This window comes from Pseudomonas sp. PP3, from assembly GCF_905336995.1.
GTDB classification, from domain to species: domain Bacteria; phylum Pseudomonadota; class Gammaproteobacteria; order Pseudomonadales; family Pseudomonadaceae; genus Aquipseudomonas; species Aquipseudomonas reinekei.
On record NZ_HG995459.1, the window covers coordinates 5,171,816 to 5,190,044 of the forward strand.

The following is an 18,229-nucleotide window of genomic DNA, read 5'->3' on the forward strand; positions in this document are numbered from 1 at the left end:
GGCGCCTCAACCGGGTTTCTCAGACGTGGAATTGGCATCGGCCAACGTCTTCGGCGAGCAGCGCAAATCACCGATCATCAGCACATCGTTTTCCCGACGAGCATTGTTCGGGTCGAGCCGGAACCGGCAGAGCAACTGATCACCGGAACGCACTTCGAGCGTGGGTGAACCGGCGTTCATTTCCATGGAGAAAAAACCGTCGACTTCACTCACGCCGCGACTGGCGTGATTGATGATGTGATGACCTTTGAGCGGCTTGCCCTGAGGGTCAATCAGGCGACCGAGCACGGTGACGGTTTTGCTGATGGTGATCTTGCGGTACTCCACGCCTCCCTTGTTCAGGTGATAGCTGGAGCGTGGCGGCTGGATGCTCGCGGCGGGCACATGATTGCCTTCGAAATCGAAGTTCACCGCGCTGCTTATAAAAGCCGTGAGCGGCACAAAGTTGCGACCGGGGCGCAGTACTGCACTGCCGCCGCTCAAGTCGTCGGCGCGCAGGGCAATGCCGTTGATGTCCGATTCCACGTCGATGATCATGCCCGCACCATCACGGTGGGCCTGGCTGGTCATGACCATTTTCCGCGCACCGATCGCCACGGTGCTGTCCAGATTGAGGCCGCCTGTCACGTCATTGTTGTAGGAGGAGCGCTGGAGAAAACCATCGCCACTGACCAGCTCCGAATGCATCGTCGCCATGGCAGACAAACCCACGCCATAGGTGTCGGTGGTCGCCGTGGCCGAGACACTTTGCAGCAGGTGATCCTGAAGGTTTTTACGATAGGTCAGCGAGGCATGGTGATCGCCGCCGCCGTTTCGTGCAGTGCGTGAACCCAGGCTGCCGGTCAGCTGTTCTCCCGGCCCTCCCAGAGCGAGGTTGAGACTGACGTCGACCCCGCGATCCCGGTTGTTCCCCGAGCTATAGCTGCCCGGTCGATCGAACAGTGAAAAGCGCCAGTTGGCATCATTGCCAAACAGTTGAGTGCGCTGAGTCCAGCCCAGATCCACTCCCGTGCCCACGGTATTGCCCTGGCTATGGGAGACCCGGGCATTGACCGAGCTTTTGTGGGTGAGCCGGTGATTGACCGCCAACGATGAGTGACGGGTCTGGCCGACAAACACATTGCGCTGCCGCAGCCGCGTGCCGTCAGGCAAGGTGTCGTAGAGTCGCGTCGTGTCGAGCCAGCTACGATTATGGCTGGCGACAATGCTGCCCCGTCCATAAGCGTACAAACCCTGCAAATCGAGGCCGGTTCCGTAGTCTTCGGTCTGGTAGATATTGGCGAAAAGGCTGGCATTATTGATGACTGTCCAGTCGATCGATGTGCCGTATTGCAGGGTGTCGCGTACCTGTCGACCGCTCATGCCGAGGATCACTCGCGGGTGCAGCAGGAAGTTGAACGCCGCACCGGCGACCGTATCGCCGTCAGCCTGCCTGTCCCAGTTGCTGAGCAAACTGGATTCACGGCCGGTGAACAGGTTGTAGCGCCAGCGCTCGTCATGGTTGCGCCAGTTGTTCGGCTTGTAGACCAACTCCTGAGCGCTGGACGTGGTCTGGCCATCTACGACCAGTCGCACTTCGACCTCGTAAATGCCACCCGGCAGCGGACGCGTATCCAGCGTTTGTAAGCCGGCTGGAACCGCTTGCGTATTGATCAACAAGCCGTCGCGGTAGATTTCCACCGAGCCCTGGCGGTTGGCGGTCACGTAGATCGGATATATCGACGGCTTCGGGTTGTTAATCACCAGGCTGTCGGAGCTGCCATACATGACACCCAATGCCGTATCCGGACTCGCGCCGAATGTACGTGGCTGGCGGGTCAGCCCTTCGGAGGTCGGGGTGAAGTAGCCCAGACGCAGAAAGTTGCCCTCCAGTTCACGCTGGGTATAGAGGTCATGCACGGCGTGATTGACCTGGCTGTCGATGCCACCGGTCCGCGACAGTTGCAGGTTGACTGACTGGGTCCAGTTGCCCAGGCTGCTGCTGGCTTGCAGGCCGTAGCGCCCGCCCAGGTCCTGGTTCTGACCGCCGTTGAGGTTCAGTTGATTGCGCACAATCAGGCCGCTGCTGCCGCCCTGTGGCAAGTGGTAGAAGCGTCGTGCCTGATCGTCGCGCTCGGCGTTTTCAGTGAGGATCGACAGCATTGAGTTTTCAAGGCTGTAGTACACGGCGAGCAACTGCTCCGGGCATTTGGTTTGGCAGTCGCCGAGCGCTATTCCTTGCGTCAGGTAGGCCGACCAGGTATCTCGCTCGACAGACTTGATCTTGCTGTCACTGACTTCGGTAAAGTCAACGAGGGTGACGCGATCGTCGCGACTTAATACCACCATCGCCTCACCGAGAAACTGTTGATCAAGTTCCACGCGGACCGCTAACGGAACATCAAAGAAGTGTTCTTCGAATTCCCGGGGCAAGCCCTTGGACTGAGCCAGCAAACTTCGGGGAGTCAGGCCGCTATCTACTGGTACGGCCAAAGCGTTTGCGCAAAAAACAAGAGCGAGCGCCATCGCGATGGGCGTCATCGGGAACATGAACTTAATACTCTGAAAGTAAATGTATCAAACCAGGATCGACGAGCAGGACGTCACTCGCCGATCGATAACTTAAATAAAACTACGGCGTTTTATTACGAAGCCTTGGCGAGGGCATCAAAGATCAGTACGGGCGTTGCGCTGTATTCGCCATTCTGGGTGTCGCCCGGTTTCGCCGCCGTGATGACCAGGTCGGCTGAGATACCACCTGCTGCTGCAGCCTCGGTGACCACTTCCTGGGATGCGCCTGTCAGGGTGACGCCATTGAACGAGTACGTCAGTGGAATGCTGTTGGCACCGTTATGCAATGCCTGCGGGCCACCTTCGATGTAAGCACCGACACCACCGGAGGTGTGCCTGACGTCATACAGTGCGCGCAACGCGGTCAGTTCCCCAGTCGCCAGGACATAGTTCATTTTTTCGTCTTTACCGAAGTTCGGGTCCCGCGGCTGAGCGTGGAAAACCTTGCTTGGAATGCTGGCACTGATGTGGATGGCACTGCGCGATTCTTCAGCAGCGAACGCCACGGCAGAACTCAAAGAAACAATAACCATGGAAGCTGCGAAGGCGATTTTCTTGAACATGCTTACGTACCTGTTATTAAAAGAATGATTTCGCAAAAAAGTTAAAACAGGAATGTTTATCAACCACCAACTTAAGGAAGTTAAAAACCTGCTACCTAACTTTAGCGGCGCAGATGATCATTCAAATAAAATGTAAAGTAAGTAGGAAAATTCGACTTCACACGTAGCCACAAAGAAGCAATCAAGAAGGAAAATAAAAGATCACAACCAGTAACAACCACAACCAGCAGCATTCAAGTTAAGACATTACAAAAGAAATAACTTAAAACATATGAATGGCATTACAGACTTCATAAAAAAAACGCTTACAACCCTCCCAAGCGAGGCCACAGCCATTTAATAAATGGGCAATAGCTCAATGAAAAAACGTCGCGCGTTGTCTGGCCCGAAGTCGCCGACCGCTGGTCGGGCGTTCTTGCACAGCCTTAAGATATATCTTAAGTTGTATCTAAATACGACGAGAGAACGAAAAAATGAGAGACCATCATTTATCCCACCGCGAATACGGCGACGGCCGCGACGGCTTCGAAAAACGCCCCGGTCGCGAAAGGGGTGGGCGCGGCCCCCGGGTATTTGCCCCCGGCGACCTCAAATTGCTGCTGCTGGCGTTGATCGCCGAACAGCCGTGCCACGGCTACGACCTGATCCGCCAGATCGAAGGCATGTTCGATGGCGCCTACAGTCCAAGCCCCGGCGTGATCTACCCGACCCTGACCTTTCTCGAAGAAAGCGAAATGATCCTGGGCGACGCTGCAGGCGGGAAAAAACGCTACAGCGTGACAGACGCCGGTCGCCAGTCCTTGGCCGAACAAGCCGTCGCCCTTGAAGGGGTGCGGGTGCGCATCGATGTCAGCAAACGCTCCTTGCGCGGCCATGATCGCCCGCCGGAAATTCACGAAGCCGTGCACAACCTGCGTCACGCGCTGCAACTGCACCACGGGCGCTGGAGCGCCGAAGAAATCCAGCGTGTCGCTGCACTGCTCAACGACACCGCCAAAGCCATTGTCGACGGCCCCGCTGTTCAAGTTACCCAGGAGAAAGCGAATGACTGAAGTGAACACGCAAGCCATTCACCGCGTCATGCACGAGATCAAGCGCCGTCGCCTTGAGGTGCTGCGGGTGGTCGACCTGACGCCACGCATGCGCCGGATTACCCTGGGCGGGCCAGAGCTGGCGGGCTTCGTCAGCCTCGGTACGGACGACCACGTCAAGCTGATGTTCCCGCAGAACGCGGCGGAACAAGCGGCGATGGAAACCATGAAGCTCGGCGCCGGCAAGGACGACGGGCCGAAGCCGGCGATGCGCGACTACACACCACGCCGCTACGACCTCGACACCCTGGAGCTGGACATCGACTTTGTCCTGCACGGCGACGGCCCTGCCTCGACCTGGGCCGAGCAGGCCAAACCCGGGCAGTTCCTGCACATCGGTGGGCCACGGGGTTCGATGATCGTGCCGGACATCTTCGACAGCTATCTGCTGATCGGCGATGAAACCGCCCTGCCCGCCATTGCCCGGCGCCTCGAAGGTCTGGCAGCCAACCGCCGTGCGCTGGTGATCATCGAAGTGGAAAACGGCAAGGAACAGCAAGTGCTGCAAAGCGCGGCCGAGGTCAGTGTGATCTGGGTACTGCGCGAGGGTGGCCAGGACCATCTGCTGAACACCGTGCGGCAGATCGATGTTCCGGCCGGCAGCCTGTACGCGTGGATCGCGACGGAGACCAAGGTATCGCGGCAGATCCGCCGGGTGTTGCTCGATGAGCATGGGCTGGATGAACAGTTCGTCAAAGCCGTGGGCTACTGGCGGCTGGATGACACCGACGAGGAGTAGAAGGCTGACACCGTACAGGTGGCGAGGGAGCTCGCTCCCGTTCGGCTGCGAAGCAGTCGCAGCAAGCTCCCTCGCCACGGAAGCGTTCATCAACGTTCAGATTCGGGCACGCCACCGGTCCAACCCGATCAGCGCCAGTGAAATCACCCCAAACCCCGCCAACAATCCCCCGGCATTGATAAACACCTGTGGATAACCCAGCTTGTCCACATCAATGAACGGATACGGATAAACCGCCAGAAAATGCCCGCGCAACAGCGCATAGCCGAAGTACACCAGTGGATAAATCACCCACAGGGCGATATGGCGCAATCGCAAGGAACCCTTGGGCACGCAGCAAAACCAATACACCAGAAACAGCACGGGCATCACGTCATGCAGCAGCTCGTCGGCCAGCCATTGCCAGCCTTCGGGATGCCACAGATGGCGCAGCAACAGGCTGTACGCCAACCCAACCACAATGATGCTCACGGCGATGCCACTGCTGACCCACGGCTGTAAGAACCAGCGGCGCGCAGCCGACTCGCGAGACGTCAATTCACAGGTCAGCACGGTGGCCACCAGCGTATTGCTCAGCACGGTGAAATAGCTGAAGAAGCTGATCAACCCACCCAACAGACTCGCGCCCAAGGTCCAGCGCGAATGAAAGATCAAGTACATCTGGATGCTCAAACCGACCCAACCGAGCATGGCAGCCACGGCCACAAATCGACGTCGCATGGCAGGCGCGTTGAGCATGTTCAGAGCGGTCGCTTGGTGCGCATCAACTTCACATACAAGCGCTCGACCTTCTCCCGCGCCCAAGGTGTTTTACGCAAAAACGTCAGGCTCGACTTGATGCTCGGATCACTCTTGAAGCAGCGGATATCGATGCGCTCGGCCAGCCCGGACCATTCGTAGTGCTCGACCAGGGCATTGAGGATTTGCTCCAGGGTGACGCCGTGCAGCGGGTCAGTATTGTGTTCGGTCATGCCGGGCCTTCAGCGATGTAGGGATGGGAAGTCGCGCACCTTAGCCGAGGGCTCCGTTGGGGGGAAGCGATCTGTGCTCTGGTTAAATGTAGGTGAAGCCTGAACGATCGCCGCATTGCATTGGAAATGCGCGGCTGCAGGCTGCGATCTTTTGCCACTGTTACAAAAACTGAAAGGATGCATGTCAGTAAAAGACCTTTCTCTATTTGTAACAGAACATTATCCTTGCGCCCGTTCTAGCTGAAACGCTTTTGCTAACCCGCTTCACGTCTGCTTTACGTTCATCCCACAGAAAAAGATCAAGAATTTCCTTCTATGCCTGATTTCCCATTGTTGCAAGACAGCGCTGTCTCTATCCCGATCGCCTGTAGAAAAGCCCTGAAACTCCTTGGCGGTTGCGCCGCACTGGGCCTGGCCACTTGCGCCCAGGCTGCCCCGGCTTTCGATAGCGATTCTCCGTGGATGCTCGGCGACTGGAACGGCACACGTACGGAACTGGCGGAAAAAGGCTACAAGTTCAACCTCGATTACACCGGCGAAATGGGCAGCAACCTGCATGGCGGCTACGATCACGACCGCACAGCGCGCTACAGCGATCAATTTGCCCTCGGCACGCATCTGGATTTGCAGAAAATCCTCGGCTGGGACGATGCCGAATTTCAGCTGACCGTCACCGAACGCAGCGGCAACAACATCAGCAACGACCGCATCAATGACCCGCGTGTCGGCGGTTTCACCTCGGCCCAGGAAGTCTGGGGCCGTGGCCAGACCTGGCGCCTGACGCAGATGTGGTATCAGCAGAAATTCTTCGATCGGCAACTCGACGTCAAGGTCGGCCGCTTTGGCGAAGGCGAAGACTTCAACAGCTTCCCCTGCGACTTCCAGAACCTGGCGTTCTGCGGCTCCCAGGTCGGTAACTGGGTCGGTGGCATCTGGTACAACTGGCCGGTCAGCCAGTGGGCGATGCGGGTCAAATATCACCTGACGCCAGAACTGTACGCGCAGGTCGGCGTGTACGAGCAGAACCCGTCGAACCTCGATCGCGACAACGGCTTCAAGCTCAGCGGCAGCGGTACGCAAGGTGCGATTTTGCCGGTGGAACTGGTGTGGACACCGAAGCTCAATGGCCTGCCGGGTGAATACCGCGCCGGTTATTACTACAGCAACGCCAATGCCACCGACGCCTACAAGGACAGCAACGGCCAGCCCGCCGCCCTGAGTGGCGAGGCTTACCGCAGTGCGTCGAGCAAGCACGGTGTGTGGCTCGGTATCCAGCAGCAAATCACCAGCATCGCCAGCGACCATTCCCGCGGTTTGAGCGTGTTCGCCAACGGCACGATGCATGACAAGAAAACCAACGCCATCGACAACTATGTCCAGGCCGGCGTCGTCTACAAAGGCCTGTTTGACGCCCGCGCCAAAGACGACATCGGCTTCGCCATGGCCCGCGTGCACGTCAACCCGGCCTATCGCAAAAACGCCGAGGCGACCAATCAGGCCCGCGCGGTTTTCGACTACGACGACCCGGCGTTCCTGCCGCCGCAAGACACCGAATACAGCGCCGAACTCTATTACGGCGTGCACGTCACCAATTGGCTGACCGTGCGCCCGAACCTGCAATACATCCGCCACCCCGGTGGCGTGAACGACGTCGATGACGCGCTGATTGGCGGGATCAAGATTCAGTCATCGTTCTAACCAACACCACAAAACCCTGTAGGCGCTGGCTTGCCAGCGATGGCGGTCTATCTGACACATCAATGTTGATTGATACACCGCCATCGCCAGCAAGCCGGCTCCTACAGGGGGATGCGTCTACCGAACACATTGCAACTGAACCCTGCCCGCACACGATCGTCATCTACAGTGAACTTGCGCGGGACTACTTGAAACGTCACGGAGAATCACACTATGAGCACTGATGGTGCCTTGGGTCGAAGCCGTCTGTTGCCAAGCCTGCTTGGCATACTGCTTCTGCTAATGGGCCTGGCCATGCTGGCCGGGGGGATCAAACTGAGCATGCTCGGCGGCTCGCTGTACTACCTGCTGGCCGGTATCGGCCTGGCGCTGACCGGCATCCTGCTGTTGCTGGCACGCCGTGCCGCACTGGGCCTGTACGCATTGGTGCTGTTTGCCAGCACCGTGTGGGCGCTGTGGGAAGTCGGCCTCGACTGGTGGCAATTGGTGCCGCGCCTGGCAATGCTGTTTGCCCTGGGCCTGGTGATGCTGCTGCCCTGGTTCCGTCGTCCGCTGCTGCGTGACGGTGCCGCACCGATGGGCACTGGCGCGCTGAGCGTGGCCGTGGTGCTCGCTGGCGTGACGGCACTGGCCAGCCAGTTCACCAACCCAGGTGAGATCAAGGGCCAACTGGACCGCGACAGCGTACCCGGCATGACCAACACCGCCCCGGCGATGCCGGACGGTGACTGGAATTCCTACGGCCGCAGCGCCCACGGTGACCGTTACTCGCCGCTGGCGCAGATCACCCCGCAGAACGTGCACAAGCTGGTTGAAGCCTGGTCCTATCGCACTGGCGACCTGCCTGGGCCGAATGACCCGGGCGAAACCACTGCCGAAAACACCCCGCTGAAAGTCAACGGCATGCTCTACGTGTGCACGCCGCACAGCCAGGTGATTGCACTGGACCCGGACACCGGCAAGGAAATCTGGCGTTTCGATCCGAAGCTCTCCACGCAGAACGCGGAGAACTTCAAGGGTTGGGCGCACATGACCTGCCGTGGCGTGACCTATCACGATGACGCGGTGTATGCCACCGAGCAGAGCCCGACCGGCAGCGCCAGCGCTCCGGTAGCCAGTGTCTGCCCGCGCCGGATCTTCCTGCCGACCGCCGACACCCGCCTGATCGCCCTCAACGCCGACACCGGCAAGATGTGTGAAGACTTCGGCGACAAGGGCCAGGTCGACCTGCGCGCCAACATCGGCGGCTTCACCGCCGGTGGTTACTACTCCACTTCGCCACCTGCGGTCACCAAGGACCTGGTGGTGATTGGCGGTCACGTCACCGACAACGTTTCCACCGACGAGCCAAGCGGCGTCATCCGCGCGTTCGACGTGCACACCGGCAAACTGGTGTGGAACTGGGACAGCGGCAACCCGGACGACACCACGCCGATTGCCGAAGGCAAGGTCTACACCCGCAACTCGCCGAACATGTGGTCCATGTTCGCCGTCGATGAAAAACTCGGCATGCTCTACCTGCCGATGGGCAACCAGACCCCGGACCAGTTCGGTGGTTTTCGCACCCCTGAATCGGAACTGCATGCCGCCGGCCTGACCGCTCTGGATATCGCCACCGGCAAGGTGCGCTGGCACTTCCAGTTCACCCACCATGACCTGTGGGACATGGACGTGGGTGGCCAGCCGACCCTGATGGACCTGAAAACCGCAGACGGCGTCAAGCAAGCGGTACTGGCCTCCACCAAGCAAGGCAGCATCTACGTGCTGGACCGCAGCAATGGCCAGGCCATCGTGCCGATCAATGAAGTGCCGGTGCCGCAAGGCGCGGTGGAAGGCGACCACACCTCGCCGACCCAGCCGAAATCCGACCTGAACCTGATGCCGCCGCCGCTGCAAGAGCGTGACATGTGGGGCGTTACGCCGTTCGACCAATTGATCTGCCGGATCGATTTCAAATCCATGCGCTATGACGGCCCGTTCACGCCGCCATCGCTGCAGGGTTCGATTGTGTATCCAGGCAATTTCGGTGTGTTCGACTGGGGCGGTATCTCGGTTGACCCGGTGCGTCAGATCGCTTTCGTGAACCCGAGCTACATGGCGTTCAAATCGAAAATGATCCCGGCCGCTGAAATCGCCGCCCAAGGCCCGCGCAAAAGCGAAACCGAAGGCGTGCAGCCGAACAAAGGCGCGCCATACGGCGTAGTCCTCGAAGCGCTGCTGTCGCCAATGGGCCTGCCGTGCCAGGCGCCAGCGTGGGGTTTTGTGGCCGCAATCGACCTGACCAACCACCAGGTGCTCTGGAAGCACAAGAACGGCACCGTGCGCGACAGCTCGCCGGTTCCGATCCCGCTGAGCATGGGCGTGCCAAGCCTGGGCGGCACCTTCACCACCGCCGGTGGCGTCGGTTTCCTCAGCGGCACCCTCGACCAGTACCTGCGCGCCTACGACGTGAAAAACGGCAAGCAACTGTGGGAAGGCCGCCTGCCAGCCGGCGCGCAAACCACACCGATGACCTACACAGGCAAGGACGGCAAGCAATACGTGCTCGTCGTCGCCGGCGGTCACGGCTCGCTGGGCACCAAACAGGGTGACTACGTGATTGCGTACAAACTGTCCGAGTAAGTTGTAACGGCAGTAAAACAAAGGCGACGCCCTCACAGGCGTCGCCTTTTTTGTGCCCGTGTGAAAAACACTGTAGGAGCCGGCTTGCTGGCGATGGCGTGTCAGGCGACATCACCGTAGCTGACACCCCATCGCCAGCAAGCCGGCTCCTACAGATGAATGCATCGTCTCAGTATCCAGCTAACCTGAATCCCTGCTGAACACACCTTCGAATGATTCATTAACGCCAACGCATCATTGAAACCACCACCAACCTGCCCCATCTAAGACCCATACTCCATTGCGCAGGTGCCCCATGAGCGACCAGCAAGAATTTCCCGAAGACCCGAGTGAATACGCCGATCCAGAAAACGCCACCCACCACTCCACCGGTAAAGGCCTCGCCCTGCCCGGCCAGAACCTGCCGGACAAGGTCTACATCATCCCGATCCACAACCGACCGTTCTTCCCGGCCCAAGTGCTGCCGGTCATCGTCAATGAAGAGCCGTGGGCCGAGACCCTCGACCTGGTCAGCAAGTCCGATCACCACTCCCTGGCCCTGTTCTACATGGACACGCCCCAGGAAGACCCGCGCCACTTCGATACCTCGGCCCTGCCGCTGTACGGCACGCTGGTCAAGGTGCACCACGCCAGCCGCGAAAACGGCAAATTGCAGTTCGTTGCCCAGGGCCTGACCCGCGTCCGCCTCAAGACCTGGCTCAAGCACCATCGCCCGCCGTACCTGGTGGAGGTCGAATACCCGCACCAGCCCACCGAGCCGACCGACGAGGTCAAGGCCTACGGCATGGCGCTGATCAATGCGATCAAGGAATTGCTGCCGCTCAACCCGCTGTACAGCGAAGAGCTGAAGAACTACCTCAACCGCTTCAGCCCCAACGACCCGTCGCCGCTGACCGACTTCGCCGCCGCCCTCACCTCGGCCACTGGCAGCGAGTTGCAGGAAGTGCTCGACTGCGTGCCGATGCTCAAGCGCATGGAAAAAGTCCTGCCAATGCTGCGCAAGGAAGTCGAAGTCGCGCGCCTGCAAAAAGAAATCTCCGCCGAAGTGAACCGCAAGATCGGCGAGCACCAGCGCGAGTTCTTCCTCAAGGAACAACTCAAGGTCATCCAGCAGGAACTCGGGCTGACCAAGGACGACCGCAGCGCCGACCTCGAACAGTTCGAACAGCGGCTGGAAGGTAAAGTCCTGCCGGCGCAGGTGCAGAAACGCCTCGAAGAGGAAATGAACAAACTGTCGATCCTCGAGACCGGCTCGCCGGAGTATGCGGTGACCCGCAATTACATCGACTGGGCGACCTCGGTACCGTGGGGCGTGTATGGCGAGGACAAACTCGACCTCAAGCACGCGCGCAAGGTACTGGACAAACACCACGCCGGTCTCGACGACATCAAGGACCGCATCCTCGAATTCCTCGCGGTCGGTGCCTATAAAGGCGAGATCAGCGGTTCCATCGTGTTGCTGGTGGGGCCACCGGGCGTGGGTAAAACCAGCGTCGGCAAATCCATCGCCGAATCCCTCGGACGGCCGTTCTACCGTTTCAGCCTCGGCGGCATGCGCGATGAAGCGGAGATCAAGGGCCACCGTCGCACCTACATCGGCGCGCAGCCGGGCAAACTGGTGCAGGCGTTGAAAGACGTCGAAGTGATGAACCCGGTGATCATGCTCGACGAAATCGACAAGATGGGCCAGAGCTACCAGGGCGACCCGGCCTCGGCGCTGCTGGAAACCCTTGATCCGGAGCAGAACGTCGAATTCCTCGACCACTACCTCGATCTGCGCATGGACCTGTCGAAAGTGCTGTTCATCTGCACCGCCAACACCCTGGACTCTATCCCCGGCCCATTGCTGGACCGGATGGAAGTGATTCGCCTGTCGGGCTACATCACCGAAGAAAAAGTCGCCATCGCCAAGCGTCACCTGTGGCCGAAACAACTTGAGAAGGCCGGCGTATCGAAAGGCAGCCTGACCATCAGCGACACCGCGCTCAAAGCCTTGATCGACGGCTATGCCCGGGAAGCCGGCGTGCGTCAGCTGGAGAAAAACCTCGGCAAACTGGTGCGCAAGGCGGTGATGAAGCTGCTCGACGAACCGAAATCGGTGATCAAGCTCGGCCCGAAAGACCTCGAACCGTCACTCGGCAAACCGGTGTTCCGTAACGAACAAGTGTTGTCGGGAACGGGCGTGATCACCGGGCTGGCCTGGACCAGCATGGGCGGCGCGACCTTGCCGATCGAAGCGACGCGCATCCATACGCTCAACCGTGGCTTCAAGCTCACCGGACAGTTGGGCGATGTGATGAAGGAGTCTGCGGAGATTGCCTACAGCTACGTCAGCTCCAATCTGAAGTCGTTTGGCGGTGATCCGAAGTTCTTCGACGAAGCCTTCGTGCACTTGCACGTACCGGAAGGCGCGACGCCGAAAGACGGCCCGAGCGCCGGTGTGACCATGGCCAGCGCCCTGCTGTCCCTGGCCCGCAATCAGGCGCCGAAAAAAGGCGTGGCGATGACCGGTGAGCTGACGTTGACCGGGCATGTACTGCCGATCGGCGGGGTGCGCGAGAAGGTCATTGCAGCGCGGCGGCAGAAGATTTTCGAGCTGATTTTGCCGGAAGCTAACCGGGGAAATTTCGAGGAGTTGCCGGAGTATCTGAAGGAAGGCATTGCGGTGCACTTCGCCAAGCGCTTTGCGGATGTGGCGAAGGTGTTGTTCTGACAGATCTGTAGCGTCTGCACCGACGCTATCGCTGGCAAGCCAGCTCCTACAGGGTTTTGCGGTGAACACACATATTGTTCACACCGCCGGCCACTGTAGGAGCTGGCTTGCCAGCGATGGCGTCAGCCCTGACACCGCCTCCTTCGGTGGCTGTCACAATTTGTCTCATCTCGGTTATGCTCGCCGTTCGTCGTGAACGCCGGAGCCACTGACCTTATGTCCCCCACTCGCCTGTTTCTCCCCCTCGCCCTCGCCTTGCTGGCCGCTTGCGCCACGCAACCGAAACACAACGTGACTGTGGAAAAACAAAGCGCATGCCCGGTGAAACTCACCAACGGGCAAAATCTGATCCTGACCTTGCCAAGCAACCCCACCACCGGCTACCGCTGGACGATCCAGGATTCGGCTGGCGGCGTATTGCGCCCGCTGGGCCCGGAGGTTTACCGCAACCCCGAAGACGCCGGTGTCGTGGGCGCTGCGGGTGTATCAACCTGGCGTTTTCAAGCCTTTGCCGCCGGCACCGGACGTTTGCGCCTGACCTCACAACAACCGTGGGCGCCGGAAGTGCTGCCGGTGGATTCCTTCGACTGCGCCATCTCGGTCAACTGATCATGGGCTGGCTGATCCTGGCGCTGATGGGCGCGGTGACTTTTCTCTACGGACTGAGCGTGCACGCCTCGCTGCTGTGCCTGCTGGTCAAACCGCTGCCCGTGCTGGCCCTGCTCGGCTGGCTGCACGACGCGCCGCCCGGCGAATACCGGCGCTGGATCAGTCTTGGATTGATCTTCTCCCTGCTCGGCGATGTGCTGCTGGCATGGCCAGGGGATTTGTTTGTGTTTGGGCTGGGGGCGTTTCTGGTTGCCCATTTGGCTTATCTGAAAGCGTACTTGAGCGATTGCCGGCGATGGGCCGTGTTGCCGCTGATCCTGGCCCTTGGCGTCGGTGCGGTGCTGCTGGGGATTCTGATCTCTAACGGGCTGGGGCCGCTGCTGATCCCGGTGATTGTCTATGGTCTGGCGATCAGCGCCATGCTTTGGCGTGCGCTGGCGCGACTCGGCACCGACGTGCCCAAGCGTTCGGCATTGCTGGCTGCTGCTGGCGCAGTGGCGTTTGTGTTTTCTGATAGCGTGATTGGTATCAGTCGGTTTGTGATGCCGTTTGATGCGGCGCCCTATGTGATCATCCTCAGTTATTGGCTGGGGCAATGGGGCATCACGGCCTCGGCGTTCCCCCAAAGATCACGCTAACCCTTGTGGCGAGGGAGCTTGCTCCCGCTGGGCTGCGAAGCGGGCCCGAACCCCTTCAACCGCGCTTCAACAGATTCACCCCACCAGCCGGGTTTACGACTGCTGCGCAGCCGAGCGGGAACAAGCTCCCTCGCCACAATGATGTTTCGCCCCCTTACCCGGATTGAACCCCGGTTTATCAGACAACCCGCGCATCCCCGCGCCAAGTTGGCTAAAATGCCGGCCTTTTCCACCTACGCCGCTGGAACCGCCGTGAGCAAAGAACCCGATCGCCTTTTCGCCCAGCCTTTGGCCCAGGTGCCTGACTTCGCCTTCAACGAGGACGTGGTGCGGGTGTTCCCGGACATGATCAAGCGTTCGGTGCCGGGTTATCCGACCATCGTCGAAAACCTCGGCGTGCTCGCCGCGCAGTTCGCCCAGCCGGGCAGCGTGCTTTACGACCTGGGTTCGTCCCTCGGCGCCGTGACCCAGGCCCTGCGCCGGCACGTGCGCACCGACGGGTGCCGGGTGATCGCTGTGGATAACTCGGCGGCGATGGTCGAGCGTTGCCGCGAATACCTCAACGGTCAGGACTCGATGTTCCAGGAGTTGCTGCCGGTCGAAGTGATCGAAGGTGACATCCTCGCCCTCGACTTCCAGCCAGCCTCGGTGGTGGCGCTGAACTTCACCCTGCAATTCATCGCCCCGGACCAGCGCACGGCATTGCTGTCGCGCATCCGTCAGTCGCTATTGCCGGGTGGAGCACTGATCCTCTCGGAAAAACTGCGCTTCGAAGACGAGCAGGAACACGCGCTGCTCACCGATCTGCACATCGCCTTCAAACGCGCCAACGGCTACAGCGAACTGGAAATTGCCCAGAAGCGCAGCGCCATCGAAAACGTCATGAAGCCCGACAGCCTCGAAGAACACCGCGAACGCCTGTTGGCCGCCGGGTTCTCGAAAGTCGTGCCGTGGTTCCAGTGTCTTAACTTTGCCTCGTTGATTGCCTTGCCATGATTGATCTGTCCCCCCTCGCCCGCCGTCTGGCCGGTACTCCACTGGCCGAATGGGCCAACACCCTGCAAGCGCAACTCGACAAGAAAATGGAAAAGGGTCACGGCGACCTGGAGCGTTGGCAGAGTGCGCTGGACGCCCTGCCAAAGATCCAGCCAAGTGAAGTCGATTTGCTCGACGGTTTGAAACTCGATACCGATTGCGACGACGCGACCCGCGCGCAGATGCGCACGGCGCTGATGGGCCTGTCGCCGTGGCGCAAGGGGCCGTTCGACCTGTTCGGCGTACACGTTGACACCGAATGGCGCTCGGACTGGAAATGGTCGCGGGTGTCACCGCACCTGGATCTTGTGGGCAAACGCATCCTCGATGTCGGCTGCGGCAACGGCTACTACATGTGGCGCATGCTCGGCGCCGGCGCGGACAGCGTGATCGGTGTCGATCCGAACTGGCTGTTCTTCTGCCAGTTCCAGGCGGTGCAGCGTTACCTGTCTGAACCGAATGCCTGGCACCTGCCCTTCCCGTTCGAAGACCTGCCGCCGAACCTCGAAGGTTTCGACACGGTGTTTTCCATGGGCGTGTTCTACCACCGCCGCTCGCCGATCGAGCATTTGCTGGCGCTGAAGGATTGCCTGGTCAAGGGCGGGGAACTGGTGCTGGAAACCCTGGTGGTCGAAGGCGACAAACATCAGGTGCTGGTGCCGGAAGACCGTTACGCACAGATGCGCAACGTGTGGTTCCTGCCGTCTGTGCCGGCGTTGGAGTTGTGGTTGCGTCGGGCCGGGTTCACTGACATTCGTTGCGTAGATGTCAGCACCACCACCATCGAGGAACAGCGCGGGACGGAGTGGATGAAGTATCAGTCGCTCAGTGATTTCCTCGACCCCGAGGATCACAGCAAGACCATCGAAGGGCTGCCGGCGCCGATGCGTGCGGTGATCGTGGCGAAGAAGTAACCCAATCCTCCAAGTACCAATTGAACCTGTAGGAGCTGGCTTGCCAGCGATAGCGCTGCATCAGTCGCGATCAATGTTTGATGTGCCGACGCCATCGCTGGCAAGCCAGCGCCTACAGTGTCGAGTTCAGTCTGAGGGCTTCGCGCGCCGGGCCTTGAAGAACTCGCTCAGCACCGTCCCGCACTCCTGCGCCAACACCCCGCCTTCATACAACACCCGGTGATTCAAAAAAACCTGGGTAAAAAACTGCCCCTGGCTCTGCACGATCCCGGCCTTGGGCTCCAGCGCGCCATACACCACCCGCGCAATCCGCGAATGCACGATCAGCCCGGCGCACATGCTGCATGGCTCCAGCGTCACGTAGAGGGTGCTGCCGGGCAGCCGGTAGTTGCTGACAGCCTGTGCCGCCGCCCGGATCGCGACCATTTCAGCGTGGGCGCTCGGATCATTGCCACTGATCGGGCAATTGAAGCCGCGGCCGATGATTTCCCCGCCCTGCACCAGCACCGCGCCCACCGGCACTTCACCAAGAGCCGCACCTTGGGCGGCCAGCGCCAACGCTTCGCGCATGAAGTCGTGATCACGGCTGCGATCGATGATGGCAGCGGGACGAATCTGACGCATCACGCCACCTCGATTGCGGCCATCAGGCCGGTTTCCATGTGGTCGATCACATGGCAATGGAACATCCACACCCCGGGATTATCCGCCACCAGCGCGACTTGCGCGCGCTCGTTCTTGCCCAGCAGGTAGGTGTCGGTGAAATACGGAATCACCTTGTGCCGGTTCGAGGCAATCACCTTGAAGCTCATGCCGTGCAGGTGGATCGGGTGTTGATACTGGGTCATGTTTTTCAGTTCGAAAATGTAGCTCTTGCCCTTCTCGAGCTTGGCAATCGGGCGGTCGGCGCAGGTCTTGTCGGTGATGTCCCAGGCCTGGCCGTTGATCTGCCACAGGCTCGGCGGTTTGCCGTTGTCGACGTTCACCGACACCGAACCGACCCATTCGAAATTGAAGTTGAGTTTCTCGGCATTGGCCAGGTCCGGCTCGGCCACCGGGTTGGCGGGCAGCGCGGGCGGCCACTGCGTCGGCGCGTCAGTATTGGCGACAGACCTTAGCGTCCCCAGGCGCACCGGGCCGTTGCGCAGGGACAACTCTTCACCGGCCGGCGGTGCCTTGATCGCCAGGCAGATACGCATGCCGGGGCCGAGCCAGTATTCCTTGCCGAGCGGGCGCGGTTCGACGGGGTTGCCATCCAGCGCATAAATCTGCGCTTCGACGCCGGGGATGTTCAGGCGATAGGTCAGGGTGTTGTCGAGGTTGAGCAAACGCACGCGAGTGATCTGCCCGGCAGGCAAATCGATCACCGCCAGCGGCACGCCGTTGATGGTCGACAGGCGCCCCGCCGTACCCCCACGGGCCGCCTCCCGGGGAATACTGAAGTCGACGAAAGCGCCCTGCTCATCGATGTGCCAATTCTTCAGGCTCAAGGTTTTTTCGTATTTGAAACCGGTGGGCTCCCGCTCTTCGACGATCAGCGGACCGACCAGTCCACGACCGAGTTCTTCGCTGCTGCTGACGTGCGGGTGATACCAGTAGCTGCCGGCATCGGGCACGCGGAACTTGTAATCGAAATATTCGCCCGGCAACACCGGCAATTGCGAGACGTATGGCACGCCGTCCATCTCCAGCGGCAGGCGGATGCCGTGCCAGTGAATGGTGGTGGCGACCGGCAGGTGGTTGATGAAGCGCACCCGCAGCCATTCGCCCTGGCGCACGCGCAACTCGGTGCCGGGCGCCGACGGGCCGAACGCCCAGGCTTCGGTCTTGTGTCCCGGTACCAACTCGACGTCCAGGGGTGCGGCGATCAGTTCATAGTCGTGACCGGCGTCCGCGTCGGCCATCTTGCCCAACCAGTACCGCGACGCGCCACCGGCTCCCACGCCAACCACCACAAGACCGGCCAGACCACCGAGTATTTGTCGACGGGAAAAGGACATGAACTCATCTACCTCACAAATCAGCGTCAGGCCCAGGGGCCCGCAAAAGGCGAATACGATACACCTGCAACTGCGAAACGGTAAGG

15 protein-coding genes are annotated in these 18,229 nt (G+C 60.2%); 9 read left to right on the top strand and 6 right to left on the bottom strand.

The window, feature by feature from the left end:
* Positions 1–6: 6 nt before the first annotated feature.
* Positions 7–2,529: a CS1-pili formation C-terminal domain-containing protein gene (locus KHO07_RS23510; RefSeq protein ID WP_212625677.1), complete on the bottom strand. Its 2,523-nt coding sequence runs from the start codon at positions 2,527–2,529 to the stop codon at positions 7–9.
* Positions 2,530–2,624: 95 nt separating this feature from the next.
* A complete protein-coding gene (locus tag KHO07_RS23515) occupies positions 2,625–3,113 on the bottom strand; it encodes a CS1 type fimbrial major subunit (protein ID WP_212625678.1) in 489 nt (162 codons plus the stop codon).
* 473 nt (positions 3,114–3,586) lie between these two features.
* On the opposite strand from KHO07_RS23515, the gene KHO07_RS23520 reads away from it, so the two are divergent.
* Together KHO07_RS23520 and KHO07_RS23525 are read left to right on the top strand one after the other, a co-directional pair.
* The gene (locus KHO07_RS23520) at positions 3,587–4,165 is read left to right on the top strand and encodes a PadR family transcriptional regulator (protein WP_150732020.1); all 579 of its coding nucleotides are present in this window, start codon (positions 3,587–3,589) and stop codon (positions 4,163–4,165) included.
* The gene (locus tag KHO07_RS23525) at positions 4,158–4,943 is read left to right on the top strand and encodes a siderophore-interacting protein (RefSeq protein ID WP_150732019.1); all 786 of its coding nucleotides are present in this window, start codon (positions 4,158–4,160) and stop codon (positions 4,941–4,943) included. The genes KHO07_RS23520 and KHO07_RS23525 overlap by 8 nt, the downstream gene beginning before the upstream one ends.
* A gap of 96 nt (positions 4,944–5,039) precedes the next feature.
* Here the strand turns inward: KHO07_RS23525 and KHO07_RS23530 are convergent, their stop codons facing one another.
* On the bottom strand, positions 5,040–5,681 hold the full coding sequence (locus KHO07_RS23530) for a Pr6Pr family membrane protein (protein ID WP_212625679.1): 642 nt from the start codon (positions 5,679–5,681) through the stop codon (positions 5,040–5,042).
* Positions 5,682–5,683: 2 nt separating this feature from the next.
* The gene (locus KHO07_RS23535; protein WP_007985772.1) at positions 5,684–5,914 is read right to left on the bottom strand and encodes a VF530 family protein; all 231 of its coding nucleotides are present in this window, start codon (positions 5,912–5,914) and stop codon (positions 5,684–5,686) included.
* Positions 5,915–6,229: 315 nt separating this feature from the next.
* Between KHO07_RS23535 and KHO07_RS23540 the strand changes: the two genes are divergently transcribed.
* The 7 genes from KHO07_RS23540 to cmoB all read left to right on the top strand — a co-directional run bounded on the left by KHO07_RS23540 (position 6,230) and on the right by cmoB (position 16,143).
* Positions 6,230–7,612 (top strand): carbohydrate porin, encoded by a 1,383-nt coding sequence (locus KHO07_RS23540; protein ID WP_212625680.1) that lies wholly within the window; start codon positions 6,230–6,232, stop codon positions 7,610–7,612.
* 213 nt (positions 7,613–7,825) lie between these two features.
* Positions 7,826–10,234: a glucose/quinate/shikimate family membrane-bound PQQ-dependent dehydrogenase gene (locus KHO07_RS23545; RefSeq protein WP_212625681.1), complete on the top strand. Its 2,409-nt coding sequence runs from the start codon at positions 7,826–7,828 to the stop codon at positions 10,232–10,234.
* Between the two features lie 295 nt (positions 10,235–10,529).
* Positions 10,530–12,947 (top strand): endopeptidase La, encoded by a 2,418-nt coding sequence (gene lon / locus KHO07_RS23550; RefSeq protein ID WP_150732015.1) that lies wholly within the window; start codon positions 10,530–10,532, stop codon positions 12,945–12,947.
* A gap of 216 nt (positions 12,948–13,163) precedes the next feature.
* Entirely contained in the window at positions 13,164–13,556 is a 393-nt protein-coding gene (locus KHO07_RS23555) for a protease inhibitor I42 family protein (RefSeq protein WP_150732014.1), read from the top strand.
* Positions 13,557–13,558: 2 nt separating this feature from the next.
* Positions 13,559–14,194: a lysoplasmalogenase gene (locus tag KHO07_RS23560; protein WP_212625682.1), complete on the top strand. Its 636-nt coding sequence runs from the start codon at positions 13,559–13,561 to the stop codon at positions 14,192–14,194.
* Between the two features lie 216 nt (positions 14,195–14,410).
* A complete protein-coding gene (cmoA, locus tag KHO07_RS23565; protein ID WP_212625683.1) occupies positions 14,411–15,190 on the top strand; it encodes a carboxy-S-adenosyl-L-methionine synthase CmoA in 780 nt (259 codons plus the stop codon).
* Entirely contained in the window at positions 15,187–16,143 is a 957-nt protein-coding gene (gene cmoB / locus KHO07_RS23570) for a tRNA 5-methoxyuridine(34)/uridine 5-oxyacetic acid(34) synthase CmoB (protein WP_212625684.1), read from the top strand. The genes cmoA and cmoB overlap by 4 nt, the downstream gene beginning before the upstream one ends.
* 126 nt (positions 16,144–16,269) lie before the next feature.
* On the opposite strand, the gene tadA is transcribed toward cmoB, so the two are convergent.
* Positions 16,270–16,767: a tRNA adenosine(34) deaminase TadA gene (gene tadA / locus KHO07_RS23575; protein WP_212625685.1), complete on the bottom strand. Its 498-nt coding sequence runs from the start codon at positions 16,765–16,767 to the stop codon at positions 16,270–16,272.
* On the bottom strand, positions 16,767–18,143 hold the full coding sequence (locus KHO07_RS23580; RefSeq protein WP_150732010.1) for a multicopper oxidase family protein: 1,377 nt from the start codon (positions 18,141–18,143) through the stop codon (positions 16,767–16,769). The genes tadA and KHO07_RS23580 overlap by 1 nt, the downstream gene beginning before the upstream one ends.
* Positions 18,144–18,229 lie beyond the last annotated feature (86 nt).